The 16,969-nt window shown below is 36.6% G+C and carries 18 protein-coding genes; 1 reads left to right on the top strand and 17 read right to left on the bottom strand.

Annotation, left to right across the window (positions count from 1 at the left end):
* Positions 1 to 54: 54 nt before the first annotated feature.
* A complete protein-coding gene (locus M9892_08535; GenBank protein ID MCO5254394.1) occupies positions 55 to 876 on the top strand; it encodes a class I SAM-dependent methyltransferase in 822 nt (273 codons plus the stop codon).
* 89 nt (positions 877 to 965) lie between these two features.
* Here the strand turns inward: M9892_08535 and M9892_08530 are convergent, their stop codons facing one another.
* The 17 genes from M9892_08530 to M9892_08450 form a co-directional block, all read right to left on the bottom strand.
* Positions 966 to 2,084 carry a glycosyltransferase gene (locus tag M9892_08530; GenBank protein ID MCO5254393.1) on the bottom strand — a complete coding sequence of 373 codons (1,119 nt, stop codon included), beginning with the start codon at positions 2,082 to 2,084 and terminating at the stop codon, positions 966 to 968.
* A 460-nt stretch (positions 2,085 to 2,544) separates the two neighbouring features.
* Positions 2,545 to 3,174 carry a molybdopterin-dependent oxidoreductase gene (locus M9892_08525; protein ID MCO5254392.1) on the bottom strand — a complete coding sequence of 210 codons (630 nt, stop codon included), beginning with the start codon at positions 3,172 to 3,174 and terminating at the stop codon, positions 2,545 to 2,547.
* A gap of 6 nt (positions 3,175 to 3,180) precedes the next feature.
* A complete protein-coding gene (locus tag M9892_08520; protein MCO5254391.1) occupies positions 3,181 to 5,187 on the bottom strand; it encodes a TonB-dependent receptor in 2,007 nt (668 codons plus the stop codon).
* 119 nt (positions 5,188 to 5,306) lie between these two features.
* Positions 5,307 to 5,744 (bottom strand): LysR family transcriptional regulator, encoded by a 438-nt coding sequence (locus tag M9892_08515; protein MCO5254390.1) that lies wholly within the window; start codon positions 5,742 to 5,744, stop codon positions 5,307 to 5,309.
* 415 nt (positions 5,745 to 6,159) lie between these two features.
* Positions 6,160 to 6,858 carry a site-specific DNA-methyltransferase gene (locus M9892_08510; GenBank protein MCO5254389.1) on the bottom strand — a complete coding sequence of 233 codons (699 nt, stop codon included), beginning with the start codon at positions 6,856 to 6,858 and terminating at the stop codon, positions 6,160 to 6,162.
* Positions 6,855 to 7,631: a Fic family protein gene (locus M9892_08505; GenBank protein MCO5254388.1), complete on the bottom strand. Its 777-nt coding sequence runs from the start codon at positions 7,629 to 7,631 to the stop codon at positions 6,855 to 6,857. The genes M9892_08510 and M9892_08505 overlap by 4 nt, the downstream gene beginning before the upstream one ends.
* A gap of 6 nt (positions 7,632 to 7,637) precedes the next feature.
* Complete coding sequence (locus M9892_08500; GenBank protein ID MCO5254387.1) at positions 7,638 to 7,871, bottom strand: hypothetical protein; 234 nt, start codon at positions 7,869 to 7,871, stop codon at positions 7,638 to 7,640.
* 138 nt (positions 7,872 to 8,009) lie between these two features.
* A complete protein-coding gene (locus M9892_08495; GenBank protein ID MCO5254386.1) occupies positions 8,010 to 8,219 on the bottom strand; it encodes an integrase core domain-containing protein in 210 nt (69 codons plus the stop codon).
* Positions 8,220 to 8,232: 13 nt separating this feature from the next.
* Positions 8,233 to 8,583, bottom strand: coding sequence for a DDE-type integrase/transposase/recombinase (locus M9892_08490; protein ID MCO5254385.1), 351 nt, complete (start codon positions 8,581 to 8,583; stop codon positions 8,233 to 8,235).
* Positions 8,584 to 8,634: 51 nt separating this feature from the next.
* Positions 8,635 to 8,793, bottom strand: coding sequence for a hypothetical protein (locus M9892_08485; GenBank protein ID MCO5254384.1), 159 nt, complete (start codon positions 8,791 to 8,793; stop codon positions 8,635 to 8,637).
* Between the two features lie 124 nt (positions 8,794 to 8,917).
* The gene (locus M9892_08480; GenBank protein MCO5254383.1) at positions 8,918 to 9,067 is read right to left on the bottom strand and encodes a hypothetical protein; all 150 of its coding nucleotides are present in this window, start codon (positions 9,065 to 9,067) and stop codon (positions 8,918 to 8,920) included.
* 77 nt (positions 9,068 to 9,144) lie between these two features.
* On the bottom strand, positions 9,145 to 9,339 hold the full coding sequence (locus tag M9892_08475) for a transposase (GenBank protein MCO5254382.1): 195 nt from the start codon (positions 9,337 to 9,339) through the stop codon (positions 9,145 to 9,147).
* Between the two features lie 118 nt (positions 9,340 to 9,457).
* Positions 9,458 to 12,613 (bottom strand): type I restriction endonuclease subunit R, encoded by a 3,156-nt coding sequence (locus M9892_08470; GenBank protein ID MCO5254381.1) that lies wholly within the window; start codon positions 12,611 to 12,613, stop codon positions 9,458 to 9,460.
* Positions 12,610 to 13,800: a restriction endonuclease subunit S gene (locus M9892_08465; protein ID MCO5254380.1), complete on the bottom strand. Its 1,191-nt coding sequence runs from the start codon at positions 13,798 to 13,800 to the stop codon at positions 12,610 to 12,612. Before M9892_08465 ends, M9892_08470 begins: the two co-directional genes overlap by 4 nt.
* The gene (locus tag M9892_08460; protein ID MCO5254379.1) at positions 13,793 to 14,284 is read right to left on the bottom strand and encodes a hypothetical protein; all 492 of its coding nucleotides are present in this window, start codon (positions 14,282 to 14,284) and stop codon (positions 13,793 to 13,795) included. The genes M9892_08465 and M9892_08460 overlap by 8 nt, the downstream gene beginning before the upstream one ends.
* A complete protein-coding gene (locus M9892_08455) occupies positions 14,281 to 14,916 on the bottom strand; it encodes a hypothetical protein (protein MCO5254378.1) in 636 nt (211 codons plus the stop codon). The genes M9892_08460 and M9892_08455 overlap by 4 nt, the downstream gene beginning before the upstream one ends.
* 4 nt (positions 14,917 to 14,920) lie before the next feature.
* Positions 14,921 to 16,969 (bottom strand): serine/threonine protein kinase, encoded by a 2,049-nt coding sequence (locus M9892_08450; GenBank protein MCO5254377.1) that lies wholly within the window; start codon positions 16,967 to 16,969, stop codon positions 14,921 to 14,923.

Raw genomic sequence — 16,969 nt, 5'->3', positions numbered from 1 at the left:
GTGTATTTGTTATTTGAGATAAGTTTGTTGCTTGTTTATTAAGGAGCGAAAGACATGAAGAAAAAAATCCTGGGATTTTTAAAAAGAGTGCCATTCTTGAATTTTATCAGAAGAGTTGCGTATGCCATGAAATTTCCGTGCAAACAATTCAAACAGGTTATTAAATGGGGGTTTACATCCAAAGAAGATACAAATTATACTTATAATCTGACATCCGACAACCTCATGTATATGGCTCATTTTATTGCCGGAATTACAGGAAAATCACACTCAGAAATTGTAGGTTATTTTAGTGAAGTTAATAATAATACAGAGCTTGTCAAGCACATTCAAATAGAAACTGCTCAATCACCTTTGGCAAGGTTTGCAGATAAAGAAGTTCGTTTTGGCAGAAGATTAGGATGGTATGCTTTTGTTCGAATTTTGAAACCGAAAGTTGTTATTGAAACAGGCATTGACAAGGGTTTAGGCTCTGTTTTGCTTTGTTCTGCATTACTCAAGAATAAAGAAGAAGGATTTTCCGGCAGGTATTATGGAACCGATATCAATCCTCAGGCAGGTTATTTGTTAAGCGGCAAATACAAAGAAGTGGGTGAAATTCTCTATGGAGATTCCATTCAAAGTCTGAAAAATTTTGAACAATCTATTGATTTATTTATCAATGACAGTAACCACTCTGCGGAGTACGAATACGAGGAATATAAGACCATTGCTCCTCTTATCAATGATCAAACCCTATTGTTAAGCGACAATGCTGAATGTTCCAATAAATTGGCTTTATTTTCACAGGAAACCGGCAGAAAGTTTTTATTCTTCAAGGAAGAACCTCTTGAACATTGGTATCCGGGGAGTGGAATTGGGGCATCCTATAAATAGTAAAACAAGCTGTGATATAATCTGAGTTTTAACTCACTGTTTATCAAAAAGTATGGGCAGTTTAAGTTTGGACTTACAATATATATCCATTAATATTTCCTGCCTTTCCAATCTATTTGAGTGGGGAGTACATAGAATACTGCCATAATAGGAATCGCAAAATAAAGATACAAATCATACAAGAATAGACGCATAAATGATGGAGGTTTTTTTCCTATCAAATTGCACGTTGAAATGAGTTGCAGACTTTGCAAAATGAATTTGGCAAACCAAATAGCGACCCAAATCTTGGGCGCAAAAATCAATATCCAAATCATAGCCATATAGTAAACCGCCAGCACTAACATCAGGGATTTCCATAACAAAGGCAATTCCATACCTCCTCTCATCCAGCGTTTGCGCTGATGCAGCCAATCATAAAAAGTGGGAATAGGGTCGCACACCAACAAGGTTTGTGGGTTAATAGGGTTCCTTATTTTGTATCCTATACCGTGAATTATCTTAAAGAGTTTATAGTCTTCTGTTATTGAAAATGGCAGGTTTTCATAACCACCGGAGCGTTTGTATGCTTCTGAGGTAATCGCCATATTATTGCCAACGGCAGTAACATTGGTGCCTATGTTGGAAAAACTGTTGTTCAGACTCATAAAATACATCCAGTCAAGTGCAAGCAGGTTGGGGAAAAAGCCCCCGTTTGCGCTTATGGTCATCCCTGATACAATGGCAGTCTTGTCATCGAATGCAGTCAGTAACCCTTTCATCCACGCAGGATTCATCTCGATATCTGCATCTGTAATGAAGAAATATTTACCCTTTGCCCGGTTTGCCAGAAATGCCAATACCCTTGCTTTTCCTTTTGTCTGTGCATATTCACTTCCGTCAAGATGGAATACATGGATGTGTGAAAATTCGGCTGCAAAAGAGTTTGCGATTTCTCCTGTCTTGTCCTCAGAACAATCATTTCCAATTAATATTTCCAGTTTCTCTTTGGGATAATCAAGTTGTGTGAGAGTTAACAAACAACGGGCAAGATTTTTTTCTTCATTACGTACTGCCAGCAATAGGCTAATAAAGGGTAAATCGTCTTCTGTTTGCTTGTCTTGTTTAATTGCAGGTGTCTTAATAAGTGCATAATAACCCACTATCTGTACTGCAATATGCACAATAGCAATTGCAATAAAAAACCATGTAATCAACTGAATGAGCATAAATGAGGCGGGGCAAAAATAGTATTCTAATGTAATATAAATGGGTAACATCATTATTGTGTGCAAGGGTGTAATGAATAAATTGGAAAAATAGCACAAGATAATGAACTTACAAGTTGAATTGTTGCACTGTGTTTTGTCAGTCGCTTATTTTTCTTTTTAAGAATCTTGCTGTAATACTCATTCAGGTCATTATAGGGTTTCCCACCATCGCTTAATGGAAAAACCTCATGTTGTACAAAGTGAAGTGCCTTCCCAATCAACTTGCTGGCTATATGAAAGCTTTCATTCTAATATAAATGGGTAAATATAGCTGAGGACTGCCCTATCTTTTATGTTGAAATACCGCCCTAAGAATAGCATAAATAAGTAACAAAATTATTGCAGTACAAACTTGTTCGTACTTGAGTTGATATATTGTTTTCAAACTTTGTTTAATTGAAGATACCTATTCTCTGCATCAATCAACTCTTCTAACTTCAATACTCTTTAGCCAATACACATGTCGCGGTCCTGTTTTAATATCATTTTTACAAATCAAAATCATGTCACCTTGTACCTTTATGGGCATTCCATTTTCTTCAAATAATACATAGACATTTTCTCCTGTGGGGTTGTTGAACAGCTCAGCCCATGAAAACGTGGCTTTATAATTATCTGTAGCACGGGCAACAATGTAAAAATTGCGGTCTTTATGATTGTGTTGTTTTATTTTTGCTTTATCTAATATATCTTTAAGGAGAACCCCTTTGCAGTTTTTATTCTCTTTCATGTTTGACCCGTTCTGACAAACGACATTAAAATTTTCAATTGTAACAACATTCATTTTTTTAAGGGAATCTACGGTTAGTATTAACTCATTTTCTACTTCTCCCATGACTGTCACTCGATTACTGATGTATTTTGCACTATCTGCAGCAGGAATTGGAGCCATGCATGCGTCTGAGTTATTTTGTTCTTTTGAAATATTGAGTGTGTCGTTGTTAGTTGATTTAATTGAATTTGCTGTGTTTTCAGATTTAAAATTATGACAACTTCCTAAGAATAGAATTGTTGCAATAGCCGTGATTGTTAATGTGATTTTTTTCATATATGTTTAATTGAAATTATAGAATCTAAGTGTAACAAAAAAGTTTCTACCTTCTTCGGGGTACCCTTCGGAAATCATATAGTTTTTGTCAAAGATATTATTGACGCCTGCCTCAATGCTAAGAAATTTATATATCTGTCCTGATACGACCGAATTGAAAATGATAAACTCCGGTGCTTTTGTACCATAGCTTGTACTATATCGTACTGAATTATATTCTGAACTTGCCATTAAGCTGATTTGCTTTATTGGTATGTAATGGATATAGGAAAAAATTTTGGTATAAGGTACATCGGTGAACAGTATGGACGGATTTGTCAGATTGTGTCTTTCTATATATGTATAATTTGTACTAAGTACAAGATTCTTTGAAATGTCATATTTTGCGCATAGTTCAACACCCATAAATTCTGCTTTGCCGGTGTTCTGCATTTGTGACTTACCCGGCTGAACATTACTTACACTGAGTATAGCATCTGTGATATGGCTATAGAAAAAGGAGGATTGTAATACAAGTTTCTTAGAGAAGGAACCTGTATAAGTAAGTTCATAATTATTAGAAGTTTCCGGCTTTAAATCAGGATTAGGTATAGCAGTACCCATTTTGTATGAATACCTATCTTTTATTGTAGCAAAACGAGTTTTTTGGGATGCGGTAGCACTGACTTTATGGTTAACTTTGAAATAATAGAAAACACCTAATTGAGCATTGAATGCTGCACTTATATCTGCTTTAGCAAAATCAAAAATCGTTTCTGTTTGACTATTATAACCTTGTGCCTTTATATTCTTACGCACATTATAGCTTGCACCCGGGATAAGCACAATCTTATTGTTAATTGTATAAACATCTTCAACTGACAGGTAGATTGTATTGTCTTCAAAGCGCCTAACCGGCTCATTTAGATTGTTCTCTCTGTGTATGTCTTCTTTGAATTGTGCTGTAAACTTGATATCGTTTTTGGGAATAATGGTTGTTCCATACTCTATACTTCCTCCGTACGATAAATCATTATATCTACTTTGAAAAGCATAAGGTTTTGTTTGCGTGGTATAGGTTGAATCATCATAGCTGTTTATTGTATTTTTAAACTTATCATAATAAATTCTGCTCTTAAAATAGTTCTTTTCGTTGAGCTTAGTATTTGATAAAAAGTAATAAGTTTCTTTATTCCATTCAGGCCATTGCCAATATCGAGGTTTTGAATAAAGTGGATTTTGTTGGTCATCCCCGGCATAAACCGGAGTGCCTTTTTCGCCCTGTTGGTTTATATAGCCTAATACATATTCTTGTTTTTTATTAGGAGTCCATCCAACTTTGAAAGTTATCTTTTTATCGGTTCTATATGAATTATCCCTATCTCCACCATCTTCATGTGCATGTGGTTTATAAGCCCCTGACATCCTATATGAGTTTCTGTGCAAATATGAATAGCCTCCTTGTAAGTAGAATTTTCCAAGATTAGAACCTATGTTGATATTTCCCCTATAACCATCAGTGTTTATTATTCCCATTGACCCATTGTATTCAAATTTTTTTATGGGCTTTATTGATATTAAATTGATTGCACCTCCCAATGCATTAGGTCCATAGAGCATGGAGGAAAATCCTTTAGATACATCAATAGCAGATAAATCGAAGGTTGTAAACCTTGCTAAATCTACATAACCATCATAAGGCACATAAACAGGAATGCCATCCATATAAACGGGTACAGCACGTAAATCAAAGCCTCTGATTGAAACCATAGATTCATTTCTTTGACCGGAACCCGTGAGCGCAACCCCAGACAGCATATTTAATGAACGTGAGACTTCAATACGATTTTGATTTTCCATTTCTTTCTTGGTAATACGTCCCGTTATGTCGTCTTTATGATTTGCTGAAACAGAAACTTCACCAAGTTGAAATATTAGACTGTCAGTTTTACTGCTGTTGAACTTTCCCGAGGTTTGAGAATAGGCTATGATTGGTATCATACTTGACACTATGAGTAGTACTTGCTTTTTCATATGAAAATTTTTAGTTTAGACTTTTTTCACTATGCTTTAAATTGAATAGTGAGAGATAAAAAAAAACTTGAATATCTCTCCTTCTAAATCATGTTGTGCATTATACAAGTTGTTTAAGATCATAGTCTTAGTTCATTTGTTTTTGAATTGACAACATCTTTAATCTCTCTCTCTACCCTATAAAATTCGTTTATCACTCTTTCTCCTTCTTTGGTTAGCCTTGAATTACTACCCTTATTTCCCCCTAATATTTTCTCGACTAAAGGAAGATTTGAACGTTTATTCATATCGTTAACTAATTGCCATGCTTGTCTGTATGACATTTTGATTGCTTTGGCTGCATTAGTTATTGATCCCGTTTCCTTAATCTTTTCAAGAAGAATAACACGCCCGATTCCCAAAAAAGGTCCATTATCTTCATCAATCCAAATGCGAACCCGAATAGTATATTTGTTTCTTGTTTCCAACACTATGCTTTTTAAAACATAATGCAAATGTGTCAGGGGTATAAATCCCAAAGCATGATAAATATCACCCAAAAAAATGATATATCTCATGTGGAAGCATGACAAATGTCATTCTTGTGTGCAAGAGGAACATTGCATTGAAATACTCACATTTGTCAAGACTAATAGATAGTTAATAAGGCATTTAAAAACATATTGGAGAGCAATAGTGTGGTTTTAAAATTCTGGCTAACGGTTTGCAAATTGGCGATGGAGCCGATTTTAGCACAAAAGTTGAATAGAATTTCTACTGTTCAACCTTGCACAAAAGCTCAATAGAAGCACTTCACCGGCCACGTTTGCCAAACCGCTGTTACAGGTAGTGGTTCATTTCAGTCGAGTTGGTTTGTTGTCAAGTTTGCACTGTCTTTGGGCTGTCCCGTGCGGTTGCTTGGTAGTTCTTTTACATTTTTTGTTTGGCTATGTGCGATTGGAAAAATGCAAATGTGCTACCAAAAGCGTTGGATTAAGTTAAACCATATTCAGCTTTTTCTTCTAAAAAGAATCTTAATTGTTCATCTTGTTTTAGCAACTTTTCGGAATAAACGGCTTTGCCGTTTACAGATGTTCCGTTAATTCTGTTTTGAGCAATTTCAAAATATTCAGGGCTTATTTCAAAACCGATAAAGTTTCTTTTCAATCTTTTTGCTACAACTCCTGTCGTTCCGCTTCCTGTGAATGGGTCAAGAATGGTGTCTCCTTGTTTACTTCCAAGCAAAATAATTCTTTCCAAAAGCGTTTCGGGTTTTTCTGTCGGGTGCGATGTTTTGTGTCTTTCAGCATTTATTTCCCAAAGATTTCGCATTTGTTTTCCGCCATTTATCATTTTTGCAGTGTCGTAATCAAAGAAGTATTTTTTTGTTTTACTTGCAATCCAAATTAATTCTGTTGATGGTGCAAGACGATTTTTGGATAATAAAGGCGCTGCATTTCTTTTAAACCAAATTACTTCATTGATAATCCATAAGTTTAATTTTTTCAAAATAACTCCGATTGATGGGTGGTTGTGCAAAGTTCCTGAAATCCAAATTGTTCCATCATCTGCTAAAACTCTAACACATTCTTTTACCCAAGTTTCGTTGAACTCGTGAATGTCATCAATAATATCCCAATCTCCTTTGTCGCAAGTTACCATTTTTCCGCTTTGTACGGTTTGAAAATTCATATTGAAATAGGCAACATTAGTAAAAATGATAGTGCTTGTTTGTAGTCTAATTCAGGATATTCTAATCCTAACAAACGGATGTTTTTGTAATACGCATTATGCTGATTATAATACATTTTTTCACTTTGTATAAACCACGCTTTATGCCCTAATTTCTGAGCCAAAAACCATTTTTCAAGTAGTCTTGCAGTTCTTCCGTTTCCGTCATTCCAAGGATGGATTTTCACAAAAATCAGATGAATAAATGAAGCAAAATAAAATACTTCTTCAATACTTAAATCTTCTTTGAGTAAAACAGAAATATCGTTGTAAAATTTTTTCATTTCACTTTCTACTTCGTAAGGTGAAGCTGCAACGTACTCAATTTTTCCGTCTGATGTAGTAACATACATATTTTGATTTCGGAATTTTCCTTGCCAATTTGTCGCTACTATATGTTTACTTAATAACTTATGTGCTTCTGCAATGTTTTTTTGATTGAGTTCATTGCTTTTAGCAAAAGTATAAGCATTGTATAAATCATCAATTTTTTGGGTGTAATCGGGTATAAATTCAATACCAAATTTTTTATGTTTAATATAACTGTCCAATTCTATTTTTTCGCCTTCAATTTTACTACTATATACTGACGAAACCGATACATAAAAACTAAATGTGTCAGTTGAAATTTCTGCGTCTTCCAACGCTTCAAAAGTTATTTTCAAAGTTTTTGGTACTTGCTTAAAATAAGTATCAAGCAAATCTGTTGGAATTATTTGTAACTTCTTTTTCATTTCTAATTATTTTTCAAACCAAGTTGGGCTAAATTCGGCTTCTGTTGTGAATTTATCAAGTTTATCAATAATATCATTTGCATTTACGGCAAATCCCATTTTTTCAAGAGAATAAATGACACTTACCAATTTGTTGTATGATTTTTCTCCCGATTTTGAAAGTCCTGCATATTCTAAATAAGGTTTTTTAGCCCCAAGTTTTTGTAAAACTTCGTAAAGTGCATTACTATCTTCCAACATAATTTTTTGCTTTTTCGGTTATTGAATAAAGTCCTCTTCCTGTTCTTTTGAAAAGTTGCATATTGTCTCGTCCTAAAAAAAGTTTACAGTTTGTGTTGCTAAATCCTGATACAAGTTTACAATAATATTTACATCCTGTCATGGGTTTACAAAATTAGTTTTTTGATAGGATTTCCAAAGTCTATTAAACTTTCGTGTATGGGTTTTAAAAACATGGTTTGGGGTTTGATTTTCTAAACTCAAATGAGGTCTTTTTTGGTTGTAAAGTTGAATAGTTTGAGCCAAAATAGCTTTAGCTTGAGCCATGTTTTTAGGGTTGTATTGGTAAAGGTATTCTTCTTTTAAAATTCCATTTACTCTTTCAGCGTAGGCATTGTCTGTCGGGTTCGCCTGACTCGGTCATGCTTATTTTGATGTTGTTTTCTAGGAGCTTGGCTACATATTCGGCAGAGCAGTATTGAGAGCCTCTGTCTGAGTGATGGATGATGTGGGCGGTTTGATGGGGTTTGTAGGAGATAGCCATATTTAAGGCTTCCAGACTTGATTGAGCTTTTAGGTTATTATCCAGGCTGTATCCGATGATTTTACGTGAACGCACATCGGTTATCAAACTAATGTAAAAGGTGTGGTTGCCGGATTTCCAATAAGTGATGTCACTAACCCAAAGGTGGTTTATGGTGTCTGCCTCATAGTTTTTACAAGGTTGGGCCACTTGCGCATCCAGTGTTTAGAAAAGGTTGTTTGTACCTGTCTTTTTCGTTTTTTAACAAGCATTTTTGTGATGCCCCAGAAGGTCAAACAGAGCATCTCTGCCTAATGTAATTTGATGTTCATGGAGGAAAGGGTACAGCAAAACCATGAGTTTTCTGGTACCCAATCGTGGATGTTCTTCCCGAATCATTTTGACTTGTTGTAGAATCATTTCGTTGTGGAAACTTTTATGTTCTTTTTTTCTAAAATGCTGATAGAACGATTGCCTGGAACACCAAATAACCGACAATAATCGCTTAGGCTATGTTGCGAATAGGTCATTTTCATCTCAAGGATTACTTAGGTGTCTGACTTTTTAAGATAGGGATATTCATTTCATTTTCAGCCTTTTCTATCACTCTGGCATACATTTCTGCACGCAGTTTTTCTTGTGTTAGTTTGGCTTCCAGGGTCTCTGATTTTTTTCTGAAGCGCTTTGTTTTCAAGCTCCAATTTGCCCTGCCTTTTCTTTTTTAAATGATGTTCTTTCACGAAGCCAAGGTAAGGCGTTTTGCAAAAGGATCTACATTCCAAATTTTCGCATCCAACGGGTAATGGCACTGTCTGCTTTAATACCGTACTTTTTTTGAATTGATTCTTTGGAAGCGTTACCATCCAAATACTCTGCAATAACTTTTCTTTTGAATTCGTCATCGTGAAAAGTAAGCGTTCTTTTTTGCTTTTTAAACAACTGATTTTCTGTTTTTTTGTCTGTCATAGTTTACTTTTTTAAAGGTTAAAATGTGTAAACTTATTTCAGGACAAGACACTTTTGCAAAACTTGGCTTGTGTGTTGGCTTGAACGGTTTTGCAAATGTGCCACCAATAGCGTGGGCTTATTCTTCTTTTTTGTCTCCGTTTTTTACCAAGTCTTCTGCTAACATTTTCGCTTGTGTGATTACCGTGTCAACCGCTTTTTCTTGTAAGTCTGGCGGATAACCGTGTAGTCTTAGTATTCTTCTAATGTTTCGTCTTAATGCCGATTGTACGCTTTCTTTAATTGTCCAATCTATGGTCGTGCTGTTGCGGACGGTTTTTAATAGTTCTTGGGCAATGTGTTTTAGAATGTCGTCACCCAATACAGCTACTGCACTGTTGTTTACTTCCAAAGCGGTGTAAAAGGCGTATTCTCTGTAATCCAATCCCAATTTGTCGCCACGTTGGTCGGCTTCTTTCATTTGTTGGGCAAAAGGAATAAGCACTTTTTCTAAAAACTCTACTGTGTCAATCATTCCGTTGTGGTAGCGTTTGATAGCATCTTCCAACATTTCTGAAAATTTCTTGCTCTCCACTAAGTTGATTTTTGTCCGCTTCTTGATTTCGTCTTTGAGTAGTTTTTTCAACAACTCAACGGCTAAATTCTTTTGTGGCAAGTCTTTCAGTTCTTGCAAAAAGCGTTCGTCAAGGATTTCAATGTTGGGTTTTTTCAGACCTGCGGCATCAAAAATGTCAATTACATTGTCGGCTGTGATGGCGTCTGAAATGATTTGCTTGATGGCGGTTTCCATTTCTTCATCCGTTTTACCGCCTTCGTTTCGGTCGGATATTTTTACCAACCTTGATTTGATGGCTTGAAACAACGCCACATCATCACGAATGGCCATTGCCCGCTCGTGGGGAACAGAAATCGCAAAGGCTTTCAATAAGTTTTTGGTGTTTTCGGTAAAACTCTGCTCTCCGTTTTCCTGACTGAAAATGTAATCCACGATAACGGGAATGAATTTCAATTTTTCTTCGGGTGTAAGCGTGAAGAATTTACGCCAATCAAAATGCCTTAATTGATAGTCTATTGCTTCGTGCAGTTCCAACATTTTGGCAACTGCCAATTCCTGGTCAAGTGTGGGTTTGCCTTCGCCACCGCTTGCAGTGTAGTCAGCTAAGGCTGTTTTCAGTTCCTGTGCAATGCCCAAATAGTCCACCACCAAACCGCCTTCTTTGCCTTCGGTAAATACTCGGTTTACCCGTGCTATGGCTTGCATTAGGTTGTGACCACGCATTGGCTTGTCCACATAAAGCGTATGCAAACAAGGGGCATCAAATCCTGTAAGCCACATATCCCGAACAATGACCAATTTCAAAGGGTCGTTCGGATTTTTCAAACGGTCGCCAATAGCTTTTCTTCTCGGTTTGTTGCGAATGTGGGCTTGCATATTCAAGGCATCACTGCTGCTGCCTGTCATTATTACTTTTATCGTGCCTTTGTCGTCATCATCTGAATGCCACAACGGACGGATTTTGATAATGGCTTCATAGAGTTCCACACAAATTCTGCGGCTCATACACACTATCATTGCTTTGCCGTCCAACACGGCATTGCGTTGCTCGAAGTGATACACCAAATCTTCGGCTATTTTCTGCAAACGGTTGGGGTTGCCAACAATGGCTTCCAAGCGTGTCCATTTTGCCCGCATTTGCTGGCGGTTGCTCAGTTCTTCGCCTTCGGTGAGTTCTTCAAACTGTTCGTCAAGGCTTACTTTTTCGTCTTCGTTAAAATGGACTTTTGCCAAACGGCTTTCATAGAAAATCGGAACGGTGGCTTTGTCATTTACGGCTTGCTGAATGTCGTAAATGTCCACATAGTTGCCGAATACGGCTTGGGTGTTTTTGTCGGTGGTTTCAATGGGTGTACCTGTGAAACCTATAAAAGTGGCATTGGGCAAAGCATCACGCAAATGTTTGGCAAAGCCATCAATAAAATCGTATTGGCTTCTGTGGGCTTCATCTGCTATGACTACAATATTTTTCCGTTCGCTGAGTGCCTGTATGTCTGCACCGATATATTCTACACTTGGCTCGTTTACTACATTTTCATTTTCGGGCTGCACAATGTCGGAAGGCATTGGCATAAACTTCTGAATGGTGGTAAACACAATACCACCTGATGCCACTTTGAGTAATTGGCGTAATTCTCTGCGGCTTTCGGCTTTTTGGGGTTCTTGCCTTAAAAGTTGTTGGCAATTGGTAAAAGTTTCGTGCAGTTGCTCGTCTAAGTCGTTTCTATCGGTCAGAATTACCAAGGTTGGATTTTCCATTCTCGGCTCAATGATGAGCTTCCCTGAAAAGAAAACCATACTCAAACTTTTGCCGCTTCCTTGTGTGTGCCAAATTACACCGCCACGCCTGTCGCCATTGCTTCCGCTGGCGGTTACGGTGCTTTCTACGGCTTTATTTACAGCATAATATTGATGATAGGCAGCAACCTTTTTGAGTGTTTTACTGTCGCTTTTTTCAAATACGATAAACTGGCGGATTAAATCCAACAGCGTTTGTTTGTTCAACATTCCGTGAAACATCACTTCCATTTGGGGTTGCAAATGGTCGGCTGTGGTCTGTCCGTCTTTAGTTTTCCAAGTCATAAACCTGCCATAATCGCTGGTAATGGTGCCGCAACGTGCATCCCAACCATCACTGATTACCATTAAACTATTGTAAGTGAACAGCGAAGGAATGGCTTGTTTGTAGGTTTGCAGTTGATTGAATGCCGATTTCAGGTTGGCGTTTTCATCCACGGCATTTTTGAGTTCTATCACCACCAAGGGCAGGCCGTTCACAAACAGGATAATATCGGGGCGTTTGTTTTGGTTGCCTTCAATTACCGTAAACTGGTTGACGGCTAAAAATTCGTTGTTCTCAGGGTTCTCAAAATCAACGATATAAATTTTCTCACCACGAATGCCGCTTTCGGTTCTCATTTCTACATCTACGCCATCTGTCAGGTAGCGGTGAAATGTTTCGTTGTTGATTAAGGCATTGGGGCTTTCGGTACGCAATACTTTTTTCAGGGCATCTTCTTTGGCATCTTGCGAAATGTTGGGATTGAGTTTGTCTATGGCATCACGCAAACGAGTAACCAACACCACTTCGTTGTATTGCCTTTCGGGGTGCTCGCCATCAGGGGAAATGACTGTTCCCAACTGATAGGTATAGCCCAAACCTTGCAGGTAGCTAAGGGCAATTTCTTCTATTTCGTTTTCGGTGATGCTGTTTCTCATACTACTTCTAATTGTCCGCTCATTAACTTGGGTAGAAGCGTTTCACGGGTTTGAGCTAATGAATGAATCTGATTTGTGTTATTAATCCTTTTGGCATTGATTTTTCCTAATTGTTCAACTACACCAATTACTGTTTGCTCGTCTGGAATCAAAATTTTCAAACCCTTTAATGCTGAAATTGTCAATGCTTGTTGAGTGCTTCCAATTGTAACAGATTTTATTTGTTCTTGAGCATCTTTAGTCTTTAACCATTGATATATAAACTCACCGCTAACTTGTGTTTTATAGTTTTTAATCCAAGTAACGTTTCCGTCTTTGAAGTAAAAAGGTGAGTCATTATCCACTAACCAAATTGAACCAATTGTTCCAACTGAAGTAATTAATATCTCCCCAACCTGTGGTACTCCAAACTTTTCTTTTATTTCTTCATATCTCTCATTTGATATAAAAAGTTCTGTGCTAATACTCTCACCATTGGAAAGCTGGGTGACTTCTTTGCCACGATAAAAAGGAACGCCTGACAAAGTGTATTCTTCTCTAAAAATTCGTTTGCTTGAAGAAACATCTGCTAAATCGGCTAATTCTTTTACATTCCAACCGTCAGGTATTTCATCATTTTCCGTTGTACACCACTCTTTGAAAATGGCTTGTGCCATAGCTTCCAAAGTTTGGTTCATTTGCAGGTTGAGTTCTATTTTGTCGTCAAGGGAAGTAAGGATTTGGGCGATTTGGCGTTGGGTGGGTAGGTCGGGGGTGGTGATTTCCAATTGTTCCAAAGCTGACTTTTCAACTCTTTGCCGACCCGAAGTACCTGTCATCATCTGGACAGCATTATTCTTTACAAATTCAGACCTTGACAAGTAGTAAACAAAATCGTTATCAGACACATTTTCTTTGCCCCTGAAAACCAAAAATTCAGTTGACCCAAATCCTACATTATTTTCAAGTTTTTTTACTTGACAGATTTTCCCATTTTCCAAACAAGGTGTAATTCGTGCAAAAAGGGTATCTCCATTCTGAAATTTTGAACCGCCTTTGAGTTCTCTTTTTGCGGATGGCGAAACATATTTGAAAGTGGCATTCAAATCTTTCATTTCAATAAATGAATATTCATTACCCTGTTTCAAAGTAACTCGTGGGTTTATGTCTGTAAACTCCCCCAACCTATATGTTTTCCAATCAGTCATTTTCAATTCTTCCTTCTTTGTAATACACTAATTCACATTCGTCCAAAGTCCGTCCAAGGCGAATGAATAAACCTAATCCGTATTGATAGTTATTTCGTGTTGGGTGTGTAAAGCCAATTAGTTTTTCTTCATCTCTACCATTTGCTGTCCAATGGCCTTTAAACTCTAATGCTACAACATTCTTATTATTAAAGCTCCTACGGTGTAAAATTATATCAGGATAAACACCGTGACTTAAAGAAAAGCCTTTCATATCCTTTACGCCTTCGCCATTGCGGTTGTAATCAAAATCAATAGTCAGTTCTTCATCATCTCCAAAAGAAGTAAATGAAATGATTTCTGAAAAATAAAGTCCAAACCTGAAAGCGATTGACCTTTCGTGTGCTTCTCTTTGAATCAATGAAAAGTCCTGACTGTAAACTCGCTCTAATGAAGATGCGATTGCTCCTTTTATTTCAGCTGTTTGGTTATTGGTAAGTATCATATTACTTGCGTTGCTTTAAATTGCTGAGCGAAAAGCTCAGACAGAAAAAAGTAGGATGTTAAATCCTTGGGCTTCTCTGTTTTTGGTTTGGATATAAATCGAATCCTATCTTCTCCAACTGAGATTAAACCGATATTGTGTTCTTTAAGCAAGTCTAAATCTACTCGATGGATATTTTTTTCAGGATAGGCTAAATAGGATTGATGCGAAAAAAACTTGTACCGCAAGGCTTGATAAAATCCCGATTTCCAATCATTCAGTTTAGCTTCAACCGACAACAAATTACGGGTGTGAGCCTTATACTTTCTATTCCTTTTTATCACTTCACCATCATACTCAATAAAATCATTCACTTCAAGTTGGATAAGCAACTTCTTAAGCTTGTTTTTATCTAGGTTGCTTTTCTGTAATTTCTTTGTTGTTATATGCTTATTTTGTTGAAACAGGCTGACAAAAAGAGACATTAACGAATAGTCATTTAAAAATAAATCTTCATCATTCATTTCAGTTGTAAAAACCAAATCGGCAACACCATTTCCTGTGCTGAATTCAGTGGCAATGTATTCTGTTTTGAAAACCTTGGAAAGGTTGTCAATCAATACTGGTATCATTTCACTTTCGTATCTAAACATAGTACTATCTAATATTTTCAAAAACTTCTTTCCAAACTAAAAGGTGTTTGTAGTCATCACGCTTATAAACGGCTGTCAAGCGTTGATAATTTCTTATAGCTGCATCAATTCTATCTAAAAAATATTCTCGCTTGTCCGTAGTGTTTTTAATTGTCTCTACTTCTTGGGTTACCGAATGAATGTAATGCAGTTTATTGTTCTGTGCTTGTATTACATCTTCTGCTGCTTTACCAAGGCAGTATAAACACTGACAAGCACCCAAAACACTTGAAATTTGATTTAATCTGGTCGGTCTTTTCTTTTCAATGGAAACAGTACCCAACAACTCAGGGAAATAATACCTTTCGTAAAGATTAAATCCTTGAGTTCTATCTTTGTGTAATTCTTCGCTAAAACTTTCAAACCTTGCTGCACCTGCGGAAAAACCTGCCAAGCCTAATGAAATAAGCCCCAATCCCAAGCTATTCAAACGTCCTGCAATTACTGGTCTCCCTGTAAATCTTTGAAGTTTCAATAGTGCATCAATGTAATGATAAAGAGTAACTTGTGTAGTATTCTTATCAATACCATCAGCATACACAATATATCCATCACATTCGTGGGCAGAATAATAGTTTAGAAGGTCATTTTTGTATTGATTGTCGGTTAGACTACCGCTATTTATACATATACCTGCATAAAGTTTTTTGTCAGCATACTCAGGTATTGAATTTTTATAATCAATGGCTTCTTTGAGTAATTTAATATCTAAATCAAACCATTGTTCTACTGGATTTTGCTTGTAGGTAGGTAACACATTCGTGTTATGCGTATAATGATACGGTGAAACAAAAATGTCAGCACCTAATTTGGCTTCTTCATCAATGACGAGTTTTACGTATTCCTGCTGCTTTCGGTATGAATTCAAATAGGCAGGTGTAATCACTTCAAAATTTTCTGGACAGTATGGAAGTTTTTTCAGCCCAACTGTGTCCGTATATGTGTCGTAAGCGAAACGAACAGTTTCAGGGTCGATAATAGTGCAGAACTCAGGTCCTTGAATACGTTCTAATAATTTTTTCTGCTGAAATTGGTGGATTGCAGGAAAATCCACATTCAACGTTTCATTGTGGTCTTTTAAATAAACTTCTAAAGCTGAACCATCATTCCATAAACGCAAAACAAATCTCGGACTCAAATCATATTCACGCTTTGGAATTGCTTCATCTGATTCAAAGACAGAAATCAATTCGTCTATATTCAAATAACGTTGATAGGGATTCTTCTCAAGAAGTTTAAAAATTATGTTTTCATATTTGTTTTTGATATCAGCAAAGTATTTTCTTGGGGGTATAGGGTTTTCGTTCTTTATCTTATCAATTAACTCGGGAAGATTGTTAAATTCATAAGGAACTTTTGAAGTTAACATTTCATATAGAATTACTCCTAAGGTGTATAAATCGCTTCTCTTGTCAATATTTTTACTGTCTGTTATTTGTTCAGGTGATGAGTAAAGCGGAGAGCCTAAAAAATTACCTGTACTTGTCAGGGTTGTATAGTCAATTACTTTAGAAATTCCGTAATCTAGAATTTTAACTTTATCTCCATTCACAATTATATTTTCAGGCTTCAAATCCCTGTGAATAATTCCTTTGCCATCATCATTGCCCCTGATTTGGTGTAATGCTTTGATACCTTGTAGTATATTTTTAAAAATGGAAATGATTTGTCCTTCGCTTTGAAGGGCATTCCTTTTAATTAGCTTCTGTAGTGTCTCTCCTTCGGCAAATTCCATTACCAAAAAGTAAGATGGCACACTTAAATCACTGCCTTTGAAATCATCCACATATTTTATCAAGTAAGGATGATTAACGGTTTTCATTATATCAATTTCTCGCTGAATACGGTTGTTTTGCCCGCTTTGCTTGTATTCTTGAAGTATGTAATCTTCTCGGAAAACCTTAATCGCATATAGGCTGCCATCTTTTGTAGCCTTATATACTGAACCAAATCCACCTGCACCAATAAATTCGGTGAAGGTATATCCATTCAGTGTTTGATTTATTAGAGCCAT

Source organism: Bacteroidota bacterium (assembly GCA_023957335.1).
Lineage (GTDB): Bacteria > Bacteroidota > Bacteroidia > NS11-12g > UBA955 > JALOAG01.
This window is presented reverse-complemented; position numbering and strand designations above follow the sequence as displayed.